At 60.9% G+C, this 13,926-nt stretch carries 14 protein-coding genes and 1 tRNA gene; 10 read left to right on the top strand and 5 right to left on the bottom strand.

Going from position 1 to position 13,926, the window contains the following annotated elements:
* Positions 1-31: 31 nt before the first annotated feature.
* Entirely contained in the window at positions 32-517 is a 486-nt protein-coding gene (locus X566_RS10210) for a (2Fe-2S)-binding protein (protein ID WP_034465832.1), read from the bottom strand.
* Between the two features lie 532 nt (positions 518-1,049).
* Between X566_RS10210 and X566_RS10215 the strand changes: the two genes are divergently transcribed.
* From X566_RS10215 to X566_RS10230, 4 genes are all read left to right on the top strand, one after another.
* Complete coding sequence (locus tag X566_RS10215; protein WP_034465836.1) at positions 1,050-3,092, top strand: methyl-accepting chemotaxis protein; 2,043 nt, start codon at positions 1,050-1,052, stop codon at positions 3,090-3,092.
* A gap of 221 nt (positions 3,093-3,313) precedes the next feature.
* Positions 3,314-4,810, top strand: coding sequence for an MFS transporter (locus X566_RS10220; RefSeq protein WP_051444187.1), 1,497 nt, complete (start codon positions 3,314-3,316; stop codon positions 4,808-4,810).
* A gap of 14 nt (positions 4,811-4,824) precedes the next feature.
* Complete coding sequence (otsB, locus tag X566_RS10225; RefSeq protein ID WP_034465839.1) at positions 4,825-5,628, top strand: trehalose-phosphatase; 804 nt, start codon at positions 4,825-4,827, stop codon at positions 5,626-5,628.
* Positions 5,629-5,899: 271 nt separating this feature from the next.
* Positions 5,900-7,351, top strand: coding sequence for a trehalose-6-phosphate synthase (locus X566_RS10230; protein WP_034465841.1), 1,452 nt, complete (start codon positions 5,900-5,902; stop codon positions 7,349-7,351).
* 127 nt (positions 7,352-7,478) lie between these two features.
* Here the strand turns inward: X566_RS10230 and X566_RS10235 are convergent, their stop codons facing one another.
* From X566_RS10235 to mobA, 3 genes are read right to left on the bottom strand one after another with little or no spacing between them, the layout of a single operon-like run.
* Positions 7,479-7,817, bottom strand: coding sequence for a hypothetical protein (locus X566_RS10235; protein WP_034465844.1), 339 nt, complete (start codon positions 7,815-7,817; stop codon positions 7,479-7,481).
* 31 nt (positions 7,818-7,848) lie between these two features.
* Positions 7,849-8,091 carry a sulfurtransferase TusA family protein gene (locus X566_RS10240; RefSeq protein ID WP_034465847.1) on the bottom strand — a complete coding sequence of 81 codons (243 nt, stop codon included), beginning with the start codon at positions 8,089-8,091 and terminating at the stop codon, positions 7,849-7,851.
* A gap of 51 nt (positions 8,092-8,142) precedes the next feature.
* Positions 8,143-8,766: a molybdenum cofactor guanylyltransferase MobA gene (gene mobA / locus X566_RS10245; RefSeq protein ID WP_034465850.1), complete on the bottom strand. Its 624-nt coding sequence runs from the start codon at positions 8,764-8,766 to the stop codon at positions 8,143-8,145.
* Between the two features lie 174 nt (positions 8,767-8,940).
* Here mobA and X566_RS10250 point away from each other — a divergent pair.
* The 4 genes from X566_RS10250 (at position 8,941) to X566_RS10260 (ending at position 9,793) form a co-directional block, all read left to right on the top strand.
* Positions 8,941-9,030, top strand: a tRNA-Ser gene (locus X566_RS10250).
* Positions 9,031-9,096: 66 nt separating this feature from the next.
* Positions 9,097-9,366 (top strand): DUF6538 domain-containing protein, encoded by a 270-nt coding sequence (locus X566_RS25580; RefSeq protein WP_409337817.1) that lies wholly within the window; start codon positions 9,097-9,099, stop codon positions 9,364-9,366.
* On the top strand, positions 9,264-9,542 hold the full coding sequence (locus X566_RS10255) for a hypothetical protein (RefSeq protein ID WP_034465854.1): 279 nt from the start codon (positions 9,264-9,266) through the stop codon (positions 9,540-9,542). The genes X566_RS25580 and X566_RS10255 overlap by 103 nt, the downstream gene beginning before the upstream one ends.
* On the top strand, positions 9,539-9,793 hold the full coding sequence (locus tag X566_RS10260) for a hypothetical protein (protein WP_034465857.1): 255 nt from the start codon (positions 9,539-9,541) through the stop codon (positions 9,791-9,793). The genes X566_RS10255 and X566_RS10260 overlap by 4 nt, the downstream gene beginning before the upstream one ends.
* Positions 9,794-11,013: 1,220 nt before the next feature.
* On the opposite strand, the gene X566_RS10270 is transcribed toward X566_RS10260, so the two are convergent.
* Positions 11,014-11,766, bottom strand: coding sequence for a TrmB family transcriptional regulator (locus X566_RS10270; protein ID WP_051443992.1), 753 nt, complete (start codon positions 11,764-11,766; stop codon positions 11,014-11,016).
* A gap of 165 nt (positions 11,767-11,931) precedes the next feature.
* On the opposite strand from X566_RS10270, the gene X566_RS10275 reads away from it, so the two are divergent.
* Positions 11,932-12,582, top strand: coding sequence for a flavin reductase family protein (locus tag X566_RS10275; RefSeq protein WP_034465863.1), 651 nt, complete (start codon positions 11,932-11,934; stop codon positions 12,580-12,582).
* A 152-nt stretch (positions 12,583-12,734) separates the two neighbouring features.
* Positions 12,735-13,919, top strand: coding sequence for an ABC transporter substrate-binding protein (locus X566_RS10280; RefSeq protein WP_034465865.1), 1,185 nt, complete (start codon positions 12,735-12,737; stop codon positions 13,917-13,919).
* Positions 13,920-13,926: the final 7 nt, after the last annotated feature.

Below are 13,926 nucleotides of genomic sequence, written 5' to 3' on the forward strand. Positions count from 1 at the left end.
CGAAAAGCTGCGAAGCAACACGCGCCGCGGTCTATTCGGCCGCTTGCGAAACCTTCATGCGGCCCGCGGCATCGAGCACGGACTTGACGATGTTGTGGTAGCCGGTGCAGCGGCAGATGTTGCCTTCCAGCTCCTGCCGGACGGTCGCCTCATCGAGCGCCGCGCCGTGCCGGTTGACGATATCGATCGCCGACATGATCATCCCCGGTGTGCAATAGCCGCACTGCAGGCCGTGATTGTCGCGAAAGGCCGCCTGCATCGGATGCAGGTCGTCGCCTTTGGCGATGCCTTCGATGGTGGTCACGTTGGCGCCGTCGGCCTGGCCAATGAGGACGGTGCAGGATTTGACGGCCCGCCCGTCGATGTGGACGACGCAGGCGCCACACTGGCTGGTATCGCAACCGACATGGGTGCCGGTCAGCCTCAGGTGATCGCGAAGGAAATGAACCAGCAGGGTGCGGTCTTCAACATCGCCAGAGACCGCCTTGCCGTTCACCGTCAGTTTGACCGCGGGCATACCGAACCTCCCCAATGACTGGAATTATTATTGTTCCAAGTAGGCCCTGCGCGCGGTGTCATTTCAATCGTTATTTCGTTGAACCGACGAGCCGCGGAGTTTTCGTGGGCGAGGCGGAGCACGAAGCTCCGGTGCGACGTTTCGATCCAGCGCCACCTGCCGCAGGGCGCTGGAATCGTTCGCCGATTCCAACCGCCCGCCGCTCCCGTGACGGAGCGGTGACGGATGGCCCACGCAAACCACCGGTCCCCGGCTAATAAAGAGTGCCGCGATCACGATCCCGCGCGTTGAATGTCGAACCATCGCTTGGATGGCGGCCTGGCACATCGCGGTGCAGCATGCGCTGATGAAGCGCCAAGGGTATTGGTTTACTGCCCGTTATTCATTTCGTCTTAATTTTGGGCATTCGCACGCGGTTCGTCTCACTTCTTACCAACTCGTGAATCGATAGCATCGGTCAACGATGCGTGCGGGGCACGGCCTGAACAGCCGCGTCGCGTTGGCCGACAGATTTTTTGGAACAGGAATCAGAATGTCTCCGTCCAAGCGCATCCGGCTTCCCACATTCAATCTGCTGACCAACCTGGCGATCCGAACCAAGATCATGCTCGGCTTCATGCTGGTCTTGGTGTTGTCCGCGGTCGGCGTCACCGTCGCCTATCTCGGCTACGACAAGGTGTCGGCTGGGTTCTCCTCGTATCGCACCAGCGTCGGCGACGGCGTGATGGCCAGAACCATCGATCGTGAAGCGATGGCCTATCAGCTGGCGGCCCGCTATTACGTGGTGACCGGCGACGAATCCGATGCGACCAACGCGCTGGCCGCCGAAGGAGACTTGCGCGAGGCGATCGAGAAGGCGTCCCGCGACATGCGGGACGGCGCACGCCGCAACGCGACCGCCGAGCTGTCGCACCGGTTCGAGAAGTTCTCGAAAGTCTTTGCCCAGATCCTCGAGCTGAAGCGTGACAATTTCCGTTATGCGGCGAACGAGCTGCAGCGCGGCGGCAGCATGCTGCGCCAGCGCATGGAAGACCTCGCCGATTCCGCGACGCTCGCCGATATGAGCAGCCTGAACGTGGGCGCCAAGGAAGCGGGCACGCAGTTTGTGGCGGCCGCGGCCAACGTCAACATGTTCGTGACCCGCCATGACAATCTCACGGCGAACGGCGCGGAAAGCCGGCTGAAGATGATCGAGACGACGCTGACCTCGCTGCATACGGACGATCAGCAGATCAAGCGGAAGATCAGCGGCATCATCGAACTGCTGACGAGCTATCGCAAGGCGTTCTCGGCGATCGTGGCCAACGCCAAGACGATCGATGGGCTGGTCACCGAAATGACCGCGGCGGCGGAAGCGATCGCCAAGGATGCCGAGGCGATCAAGATCAGCGCGATGGCCGACGAAAAGCGTATCCAGGGCGAAACGGAATCGCTGGTCAGCACGACGCAGAGCTTCGTGCTGATGCTGACGATCGGCGTGACCATCCTGGGTGCCTTGATGGCGCTGTTGATCGGCCGGGGCATCTCGGGCCCGATCGTGGCGCTCTGCGCATCGATGCGTGAACTGGCCTCCGGGCACTTCGACGCGGTGCTGCCGGGACTGGGCCGCAAGGACGAGATCGGCCAGATGGCCAGCGCAGTCGAGGAGTTCAAGACCCAGGCGATCGCCAAAGCGGAACGCGATGCGGCCGAGCAGGAGGAGAAGAATCGCACGACCGCGAGTGCGCGTCGCGCGGAACTGATCCGCTTCGCCGACGATTTCGAGAATGCCGTCGGCGCGATCGTTGCCAACGTCGCCACCTCGGCGACTCAGCTCGAAGCTGCGGCGGATATCCTGACCCGCACCGCGGATACGACGCAGAATCTGTCCGCGACGGTCGCCAGCGCTTCCGAAGAGGCGTCGTCGAACGTGCAGTCGGTGGCCAGCGCCACCGAGGAGCTCTCGGCTTCGATCGAGGAGATCGGCCGCCAGGTGCGTGAATCCAGCCGGATCGCCGAAGGCGCGGTGATCCAGGCGCAGGAGACCGATCAGAGGATCGGCAAGCTGTCGCGCGCGGCGCAGCAGATCGGCGATGTGGTGAAGCTGATCAATGCGATCGCCGAACAGACCAACCTTCTCGCGCTGAACGCCACCATCGAGGCGGCGCGCGCGGGCGAGGCCGGCCGTGGCTTCGCCGTGGTGGCGTCCGAGGTGAAGTCGCTCGCCAGCCAGACGGCGAAGGCGACCGACGAGATCTCCTCGCACATCCTCGGCATGCAACAGGCGACGCAGGAATCAGTGGTGGCGATCAAGGAGATCGGCGAGACCATCGCTCAGGTGTCGCAGATCGCCACGCGCATTGCCGCCTCCGTCGAGCAGCAGAGTTCGGCTACGCAGGAGATCGCCCAGAACGTTCAGAGCGTTGCCGCCGGCACGCAGGACGTCGCGGGGAACATCGTTCAGGTCAATCGCGGCGCTACCGAAACCGGGACCGCGTCGGGAGACGTGCTGAGCTCCGCGCAAACGCTGTCGACGGAGAGCACGCGCCTGCGGCAGGAACTCGACCGCTTCATGGCGAACGTGCGCGCAGCCTGATCGATCCTCAAATCGATCGTCAGATGGCATCGAGTTCCCCGGCGTTTTGCGCCGGGGAACTTTTTTCATGGATCAGTGTTGGTTACGGATGGAGGTGAGTATCGCCTCCAAGGCTCCGGGAGGTCTCTTCTGGGGCGTCTTCCCTTTGCAGGTTCGGCGAAGGAACGGTTGCGGCGTCATGGAAAAGATTGTCTGCGGCCTCAATGCTTGCGGAAGGCCGGATGACATCATCACCATCAACGCATCTGCAACAAACCGAAACGGCCGATCCGGCAGGAGCGTCAGCATCCGATTCCAGTCGGATCGTCGAAACCGACATTCCCGCGCGCCTTGATCGGCTGTCGTGGGGCCGGTTTCATACCCTCGTCGTCGTCGCGCTCGGCGTCACATGGATTCTCGACGGCCTGGAGGTCACGCTTGCGGGTGCGCTGTCCGGAGCCCTGAAAGCGAGCCCGACGCTTCAGTTCAGCAATGCGGATATCGGCATCGCCAGCAGCGCCTATCTCGCAGGCGCAGTGCTTGGTGCGTTGTTCTTCGGCTGGCTGACCGACCGGATCGGCCGGAAGAAGCTGTTCTTCGTGACGCTGGCCGTCTATCTCGCCGCAACCGCTGCAACGGCGCTGTCATGGAATCTGTATAGCTTTGCGTTGTTCCGGTTTCTGACCGGCGCCGGCATCGGCGGTGAATACACGGCGATCAATTCGACGATCCAGGAGCTGGTCCCGGCGCGTTATCGGGGATGGACCGATCTCGTCATCAACGGAAGTTTCTGGATCGGTGCAGCGATCGGTGCGGTGCTCGGCATCGTGCTGCTCAATCCGGCGGTGATCGATCCGGATGTCGGCTGGCGCGTGGCATTCCTGGCGGGGGCGACGCTTGGTCTCGTGGTGTTCCTGATGCGGTTCTGGATTCCGGAAAGCCCACGCTGGCTGATGATCCATGGCCAGCCCGAGCGGGCGCAGGCGATCGTCGCCGATATCGAGCGCCGCTCCACGGTCGCGCCGGACAGCGGCGCTGGCACGCTGCTGACGATCCGGCTGAGGATGCGCAGCCATACTCCGCTGCGGGAGGTCGCGCGAACGCTGATCCGCGCCTATCCGAACCGGACGGTGCTCGGCTTCGGGCTGATGGCGGCGCAGGCGTTCTTCTACAACGCCATCTTCTTCACCTATGCGCTGATCCTGACGGATTTCTACGGCATCGCCGCGGATCATGTCGGCTGGTATCTGCTGCCGTTCGCGGCGGGCAATTTCCTCGGGCCGCTGCTGCTCGGCCGTCTGTTCGATACGGTCGGCCGCCGAACGATGATTACGCTGACCTATGGCGTCTCCGGCGTGCTGCTCGCCGTTTCGGGTTACCTGTTCTCGATCGGTGTGCTCACCGCGCAAACGCAGACGATCGCCTGGATGGTCATCTTCTTCTTCGCATCGCCCGCCGCGAGTGCCGCGTATCTGACGGTCAGCGAAACGTTCCCGCTGGAAATTCGCGCGCTGGCGATTGCGATGTTCTATGCGCTGGGCACGGCGGTCGGCGGCGTTGCCGGGCCTGCGCTGTTCGGCGTGCTGATCGACACCGGCTCGCGCGTCAGCGTGTTCGGTGGGTATCTTTTGGGCGCCATCATGATGCTGGCTGCCGCGGTGCTGGCATGGCGGCTCTGCATCGCCTGCGAGCGACGACCGCTCGAGGATGTGGCACGCCCGCTGGCTGTGATAGAGTGAGGATAGGTGCACGAATGGAAGTCGAAACGGAACCACTGGAGCGGAACAAGAAGGGCGCCGTCCCCGTCCCGGGCGCCATTGTTCCGCACCTCGATGAATGCGCGCTGCTGTTCGATGTCGACGGTACGTTGATCGATCTCGCGTCCACGCCGTCTGCGATCGTCATTCCTCCGGAACTGCCATCTCTGCTGGAGGAGCTTTGGCGCCGCACGTCCGGCGCGTTGGCGTTGGTCAGCGGCCGTACCATCAGCGACATTGACCAGATCACCAAGCCGGTCAAGCTTCCGGCTGTCGGAGGTCACGGCGCGGAAATGCGACTGCAGCTGGACCGCGGCGTGCAGGCGGCGGACGTGCTGCCGATGGACCCGCATTTGAAACGGCGGTTTGCCGCGATTGCGCAAGCGAAGCCCGGTATCCTGGTCGAAGACAAGGGATATTCGATGGCGCTTCACTATCGGCTTGCGCCGGAGGCGGAGCGATACATCTATGATTCTGTCGCTGCGATCCGCGCCGATCTGCCGGAAGCCCCGATCGAAGTTCTCGCCGGAAAATTCGTCGTCGAAATCAAGCACGAGGGATTTTCGAAGGCGACGGCTGTGCGAACCTTGATGGCGCAGCCGCCGTTTGCCGGCCGCTACCCGATCTTTCTCGGCGATGACGTCACCGATGAATCAGTGTTCGGTATCATGCCGGATATCCATGGCGCGGGTTATTCGGTTGGACGTGTCGTCCAAGGAACCGCGGGCCATTTCGATTCGCCGAGCGATGTGCGCGCCTGGATCGCGCGCATGATCAAGGAGCAGCCGACGCGTCGCTGATGCTGCGATAATTCGCCGCGTGCTGCACAAATCAGCGCGCATGATGGTTTCGACTCTGCGATGATCGAGGTTCCGATGGAACCTGGTTCCCGAGCATGATTCTGAAAAGCATGCGCGGTTTTCCGAAAGATCATGCGCAAACGATGCGCGATTTGAGGCTGTTCCTACATCCATCGCCTGTCTCACGATTTAATTCGCCGATGAAATTTGACGAGGAACCATAATGATGAACAGCCGTTTATCTCTCAGCCGAATTGGTGGGGATACTGCTGTGAATCTGGTTGTTGTTTCAAACCGCGTCGCGCGCGCCACGGCGAACGAGCCGATGACCGGCGGGCTTGCGGCTGCCTTGCTTCCAGTCGTTGAAAAATCCGGCGCAGTCTGGGTTGGTTCGAGCGGCCAGTTGAGTCCGCGTTCGCACGGCCCGGCACAAGTCGAGGTTCAGGCGCTCGGCGCGGGCGTGCTGGCTCTGCTCGACATGCCGGCCGAGGACTATGGCGGCTATTACGAAGGCTTTGCGAACTCCGCGCTCTGGCCGGCGCTGCATTCCCGCAGCGATCTCATCCGTGTGTCCGACGACGACTACTGGGCTTATCGGCGCATCAATGCGTTCGTCGCCAATGCGCTGATGCGTTTCAAGAAGAGCGACACTGCATTCTGGGTCCAGGACTATCACTTCCTCGCGCTCGGCGAGGAGTTGCGTCGGCGTGGCGTGATGCAGCCGGTCGGCTTCTTCCTGCATACCCCGTGGCCGGCGCGTTCGGTGGTGATTGGCGTGCCGCATCATCGCGAGCTGATCGAAGCGATGCTGGCGTATGATGTGATCGGATTTCAGACCGAGGACGATTGCGCGCGCTTCAGCGACTATGTGCAGAACGAACTTGGCCTGACGGTTGAGGACGGCGCCGTCATCTCGCGCTATGGCGTATCGCGGCTGGCTGCCTTCCCGATCGGGATCGATGTCGATGGGTTTGCCGCGCAGGCGGCGAAAGCGGCGACGCATCCGGAAGTCTCGCGCCTGCGCATGTCGCTGCGCGGCGAGAAGCTGGCGATCGGTGTCGATCGCCTGGACTATTCGAAAGGGCTGGTCAACCGGATCAATGCGTTCGATCGGCTGTTCGAGATGCAGCCGTCGTTGAAGCGTACGCTGTCGCTGTTGCAGATCGCGACGCCGTCGCGCGATGCGATCGAAGCCTATAACCGTCTGCAGACCGAGTTGGCGGGCCTCGTGTCGACAGTGAATGGCCGGCACGGCGAGCCTGACTGGACGCCGATCCGCTACCTGAACAAGGGCTATGGCCAGCAGGTGCTCTCCGGGTTCTACCGTGCGGCCAAGGTTGGCGTGGTCACCCCGTTGCACGACGGCATGAATTTGGTCGCCAAGGAGTATGTCGCGGCGCAGGATCCGGATGATCCGGGTGTGCTGGTGCTGTCGAAGTTCGCGGGGGCCGCGAAGGAGATGGATGCCGCGCTGCTGGTCAATCCGAACGACATCGACGACGTGGCGCGCGGACTGGCGCGCGCGGTGTCGATGTCGCCCGGTGAGCGCCGGGAACGATGGTCGGTGCTGATGGCGCGGCTGCGCGCCCGCACCATCCATCGCTGGTTCTCGGACTTCTTGGCGGAGCTGGACAATGTGCCCCGGCAGTTGGCGCCGGAGGCCGATCGCGGATCCGTGCTGCAGCTCGCCGCCAGCCAGGGTCGAGCCCGCCAGTTGCATTAAGCGCACTCTGCTGGAGCGCTGCGCAGGACGAGGCGGAAAGTGCTTGTCCTTCGCGTAGATGACGACGAGGCTCATGATCCGCGTCGTGGGCCTGTTCGTGTGCCGCAAACCTTCGCGGTCGGCCTGCTCAACAATAGGATACGCCATCGACGATGGCGCAGCGCGTCTTGTTCGGCGCATTGGGATCATCGAGCGGGATGACGCCCGAGCCCGAACCGACGAAGACGCCCGGGCCGACATGCACCGACGATGTGTTGCCGAGGATTACGCTCGGATGTGGCGTCGCGGAGTGCGAACGGGTGCCGTCGCTCCAGATGATCGCGGTATCGGCGAGGATGCCGCGGCGGCCGTCCTCACAGGTGACGGTGCTTCCCTCGCGCTTGCAGGCCTGGGCGAGGGCGCAGGAGACGCTCATCGCCAACGCGGTCAGGAGGCCGATGGCAAGCGCCGGGATTGATGGTCTCATCGTGACGTCCTTGGTGCCCGGACGGCGGCCGCTAACATTTCCGGATGCGAAATGTCAGCACGGTCTCTTCGCGGGTTTGCGATTCCAATGTGTCGCCGGTCTGCGCGATCAGGTTCGGGATATCGATCGCGGCGAGCGGATCGGTGCATTCGACGACGATCACGCTGCCCGGCAACGCCTGTGCGAGCGCTTTCCGTGTCCGCAGGGCAGGCAGGGGGCACTTCAGGCCGCGCAGTTGCAGCAGGATCTCGGGCAGTTCGGAAGCGGGTGTCATGGGCTCACGTCTGGCGGACATGGCGTAGGGGCGCCGTGCCTGCGTCTTACCTCAGAAATCGGGAAACTGCACAATGAGCGCGCGTGCATGGTCGAGGTCGGCCGGTGTGTTGATGTTGAAGAACGGATCGGCGGGCGTGGTGTCCCACGGGCTGACGGCGATCTGATAGCGGGCGAGGAAATGATCGACCTTGCGAAGGTGTTGCGTCAGCAGCGCGTCCCGCAAGGCGGAGCGGAGCGAAACCGGCCATAGCGCATAGACGCCATGGCGTCGGCCGTTCGATGCGGCGCAGGCAATCTCCGCCCGCGCGTCATCGCGGGCCTGGCTCAGCCGTGCAACCAGATTGGCGGGCAGAAACGGACCATCGACGGGAACGGTCACGGCCAGGGCCACGTCCGGGGCATGGACGGCGATCCAGTCGAGGCCTGCGAGAACGCCGCTGAGCGGACCAAGTCGCTCGGCGACGGGATCGGGCGCGATCGGCAGGGCCGGGTGCTGCGCCGGCTCGTTGGAATTGAGCACCAGGCCGGCGCACTGCGGCCGCAGGCGGCGGATCGCGCGGGCGACCAGCGTCTCGTCGCCGATCGAAAGATCGGCCTTGCCGCGCCCACCGAGCCGTTCGGCCCGGCCGCCGGCCAGAATGATGCCGAAAACCTTGCTCTGTGCTGCGTCCAACGCCGTCGATTCCCTGTTGAAACCCTTATCTTTTCAATCGTTTGCGGAAAAGTGCGCGAGCCATGCGCTTGCCGCTTGCAAATCCGCGCTGCCGCGGTCAAGAGGTGCTGCGCGAAACTGCTCACCCGCAGTCGGGCTCAGTCCGGACTGCCGCCATGGGTAGCAGGTTTCTGAGGAGAGGTGGCCGAGTGGTTGAAGGCGCACGCCTGGAAAGTGTGTATACGGGAAACCGTATCGCGGGTTCGAATCCCGCTCTCTCCGCCAGCACCAAACCGTTGAATTGTTGACGAAATTTTGTCTCGCCACCCTAGAATACACGGTGGCGTACACATGGCGTCGTGCCTCTGGCAACGCGGCGCGACTTGGTTCTTTCAGCTGCGACCGCCCTCGGATCTGCAATCGGCCCTCGGTGCGGCGCCTTTCAGAATTCGGCTGCCGTGCCAGACCCGTCGAGAGGCGTCCCGTTTCGCCCGTCATCTCGCCGGTGTGGCTGAGCGATGGCTGATGATGATGATGCGGTATCGGGGCTTTGCGAAGATGCGTGTTGCTGCCATGCGCAGCAGCAATGTGGGGAAGAGCCGCTTTCTGCCGAGGACGTGAAATCACAACAGGCCGAAGTCCGACGTAAATTCGTCAACACACTTGTCGCCGAGGTTGAACAGCTCACCAAACTTTCGGATGAATTCCTTTCTCTGGAAAAAGTGCGGAAAAATTCTACCAAGGCTGACGCAAAGATCATCGACGACGAGCAGAAGGCACTGTTCGAAGCTCGATGAAGGGTTGGAATTTCTTCGCAACCGAAGTCATCGCCGATTTTGATACGGTCTTTGCTGGCATGCAGTGGGCCAAAGAGAGTAGCCATCGCCTCTTTGAAGAACTCGACAATCTGTCAGAAAGCTACAAATACGACGGCATTGAGTGGAGATCGCAATTACAAACGATAACGGCGAAGGCGAAGCAATTTGAGGCTGAGAGCCAGCTTGCTCATGAGGCGAATTCGAATGTCTTGATGCAGGTCAAGCAATGAAAGACAGCGCGGCCATATCTGAGAGGTTTCTTTATCAGGGCCATTGCAAAGCGAAGCTATGGGAGAGTTTCTGATTGCGAAGACGCAACTACCAGAAGGAGAGATCGCCTATTTTAATCATCACATCCGGACGTTCCTTGAAATCGTGGGTGACAAGCGTATCGCTGAATACACTGAAGGCGATCTGACTTATTTCGCAGGAGAACTGCGGTTCTTGCCAGAACGGCACACTGTGGACCCTCGTTGGAGAGGGAAAACTCTCGTCGCTGCACTTCAGGAAAATCGCTCGCGCCCACCTAGCAGCCGCGCCAGGTCGCTCTCATTCACGACCATCAAGATTGGCTATGTCGGCAAGATCAAAACTTGCATTCGGTGGCTCTGTGCGAACTATCGGGTCCAATATCCGTTGACTATGGTCATACGTTCATACCGAAGGATGCGCGCTCGTCGACAATCAGGTTCAGTCTCGATTCTTCCCAGCTCAACCGGTTCTTTGCAGCTTGTAATCCGATGACCTGCCGGAACCGTCGGCTTTTCTAGCGGCTCGGCGCTCTGTCGACAAAGCCACAGAGCAGCTTCGCGAGTTTGAGCGTCGATCGCCAAACCCCGCCAGTCAATCGATAGTCCGCCGGCGCCAACCATCTGGAATCACCCAGTCGGGTCGTCGCGCGGAGCAGAGAAAGAGCAGCTTCAAAGAAAAACCTGAAGCAATGTTAGCAAGGGTCAGGTCAGCTCGAGCAGCATTCGCAAGCGCGAAACACGCCCTAGTTACTCAGCAAGCGAAGTTCGCGCAGGAGCGCAGCGAGCAGAGCGCGACACTCGCGGCTCGTAAACAGCAGGCAGTGAAGTTCATCAAGGCTGGAGAAATCGCGAGAATGCGCCTTGCGCGGAATCCCGAATTGGGGTTTGGCGGTCTCTCCCATGTACTGCAGCTTGCAGCACGGCCTCAGGCTCCGCCATCAGTTTTGTTGATGACGCGCACGGTGAATTTGGCGGCCGAGACGATGTTGTGCTCTATGACGAGTGGGGCAAGCCTCACAAAGCCAATCCGCGAGCGTCGTGGTAAGCGTGCTCTCGATTTCGACGAGCCGTCGTGGAGACGATCAATCGGTTGAGGATATTCAGCAATGGACGTCTCGTGATGGTTCGGACAGCGAGGATGTCCAACGGCTGATTATTTGGAAAGTCTACGAAGCATATCGGTGTCGTCGTCAGTAACATCATCGCGTCCGGCGAGCGGGGGATGATCCGAGCGTAATCCAGAGCCCATCGAACATTGCGCCGTTCAGAGCGGATAGTTCGGGACTTTCGATGACAAGAGCAAAGTTCTCTTTCCTTGATGAAACGTAGAGCACCCTTTCATCATAGAGATACATTGTCATGCCGAGATCCATGGAGGTTGGCGCATACCGTAGCTCGCGCAATTCATCCTGCGACGATGGCCAGATGTGCTCGCTCTCGCGGGAAGGCGAGCGTATGACTTGGAGCTGGATGCCGCGGCGAAGCCGCTCGGCAATGAAGCCATCCATCCATTCCGCGCCCGGCGCCTCAAGAAGCTCGTGCATCGACAGAATCCCACGCAAGATCTTGGACCTGCAGTCCAGCGTTTCCCACATCGCGCGGCGGATGCCCTCGATGCCTTCATAGAAACGAATGCGCGGACGGATCTTAGGTCCCCCGAGCAGCGAGCGAAGCTCCGGAATGAGGTCGTCGAGCATGGATCGTGTGCGATCCCATTCCCGGAGCAGCACGCCAGGATCTTCCGCGACGATCTGCTTGACTCCGCCGTCGCCCTCAATCTGGCTGAGCAGGCCGCGTTTCTGAAGACGTTGCAAAAGATCGTAGCCGTTCGTGCGCGAAACGTCGGCGCGCGCCGAGACAGCCGTGACGGACGCTGTTCCGAGTTCGAGCGCGGCGAGGTAAAAGCGCTGTTCCTTTTCGTCCAGACCTAACGCAAGAAGCCGGGGATCCATAGAGCCTCCTGTCGATGTATTTCGACACAGATTTCGGCACATTAATCATGCCAATGGCTCATTAAAAGATCTGTCTGAGAAAAATGTCGATCTGATATGACAGCAGGTCGTGACGCTTGGGATGTTTCCGCATGCGCACGCCTAACTCTGACAGCGAGGATTTCCATGGATACGTTCGAACTGGCCGGGCTGACACCCGCGCTCCGTTATAAGTTGCTCGCCGGGCTTGTTGTGCCGCGCCCGATTGCGTTGATAACGACCGTGTCCGACGCGGGCGTGGTGAATGCTGCGCCTTATTCTTTCTTCAACGTGTTCTCCGAAGATCCGCCCATCGTCGTTGTGGGCCTGCAGTCGAAGGATGATCTGTCGCTCAAGGACACCGCGCGCAACGTGCGCAGTTCCGGTGAGTTTGTCGTGAACATGGTGGATGAAGATCTCGCTGTCGCGATGAACGATTGCGCTATCGACTTTCCGCCTGAACGAGGCGAGCCGAGCAGCCTGCAATTGTCGCTCGCCCAGAGCCATCAAGTTGCTGTGCCGCGCCTGGTGCGCAGTCCAGTCGCGCTCGAGTGTCGGAAGGTGACGATGATGAATTTTGGTGTGGGTCGTGATCTTCTGGTTGGCGAGGTGCTCGTAATCCAGGCGCGCGAAGGTGTGATCGATCCCCAGACCCTTCGCACCGAATATGCGCGCTACAGCCCAGTCGGACGTCTGACTGGTTTTGAGTACACGCGCACTCATGACCGTTTTCAGTTGATGCGCGAAAGCTTTGCGGCCTGGTCCGAACGCGTGAAGGACGGGACGTCCGCGACTTGATTGCGTCGTCCGCCGCCCAGGTCGCTGTGTCGATGTAATTCGACACAGTATGTGCGACTAAAAACTCCTTTACTTGGCTAATAAATCGGCATACGCGGGACAAAAAAGAAGAGTAATGTCGAGATATCATGACATAGAAGGGGGATTTTCCGATGCGCAGGACATTGATGCTGGCGGCGGTGGTTGGAGTGATGGCGGGGACGCAGGCTTGGGCTGTGGAGCCCGTGAAGGTTGGAGTTCTGGTGCCGCTCAGTGGCCCGACCTCACAATTCGGGATCAATATCCGCAATGGCGTCGAGTTGGCGCTGGAGGACATCAAGGCAACCGGCGGCATCAAGTCGTTGGGCGCAGATGTCGAACTCGTCTATGCGGACGTGCCGGCTCCGAATGCGGCCGCGGCGGCTGTGCAGCGCCTGGTGAGTCAAGACAAGGTTGTCGGCATTGTCGGCGCGTTCGTCAGCTCGACTACGCTGGCGGCCTCCGAGGTGACAGAACGCCTGGGTGTGCCGATGATCACGCACTCGTTCGCCGACCAGATCACGGGTCGCGGTTACAAATACATCTTCCAGGTATCGAACAAGGCCTCAACCATCGGCCAGAAACAGTTCGATTACGCTGTTGAGATTGCCAAGCGCTCGGGCAAGCCGGTCACAAAGGCCGCTATCCTCTATGAGGACACCGCCTATGGCACAGCACAGGCCAAGGGACTTCGTGAGGCGGCCGCTGCCGCAAAAATCCCGGTGACGCTTGACGAGAGCTATCCGTTGAATGTCACCGACGCTTCGCCGCTGGTTAACAAGATCCGTGCATCCGGTGCCGATCTCGTCTTCCCTGTGTCGTATTTCAACGACGCATTGATGATCATCCGCACCATGCGGCAACAGAAGCTGGATATCCCGACCGTCGGCGGCGCGGCCGGTTACATTATCCCGGACTTTAAGAAGGGGCTCGGCGAATTCGCTGAGGGCGTATTCTCGATTGCTCCCGCAAACTATGACAATGCTCCCGAAATCGCAGCGCGCTACAAGGCCAAGCACGGCGTTTTCATGGCCCATGAAGCCTTGATGTATGGCGCCGCGTTCCAGCACATGGTGAAGGCGATCGACGAGGCGAAGTCTCGCGATCCAGAAAAGATCCGTGATGCGATCGCCAAGTTGAAAAAGTGCGACGGCTTCTCGGCGGGGCTTTCCGGTGGCTGCACGGCATTTGACGCCAACGGCCTGACGTCGGTGGCGTCTCCGATTTTCGTGCAGTGGAGAGGCGATGACATCGCAACGGTCTATCCGCCGGAAGCCGCCAAGGCATTGCCGGTATGGTACGGCAGAGAAGTGAAGTAAGGGCAGC

It is taken from the genome of Afipia sp. P52-10, assembly GCF_000516555.1.
Taxonomy (GTDB): Bacteria; Pseudomonadota; Alphaproteobacteria; order Rhizobiales; family Xanthobacteraceae; genus P52-10.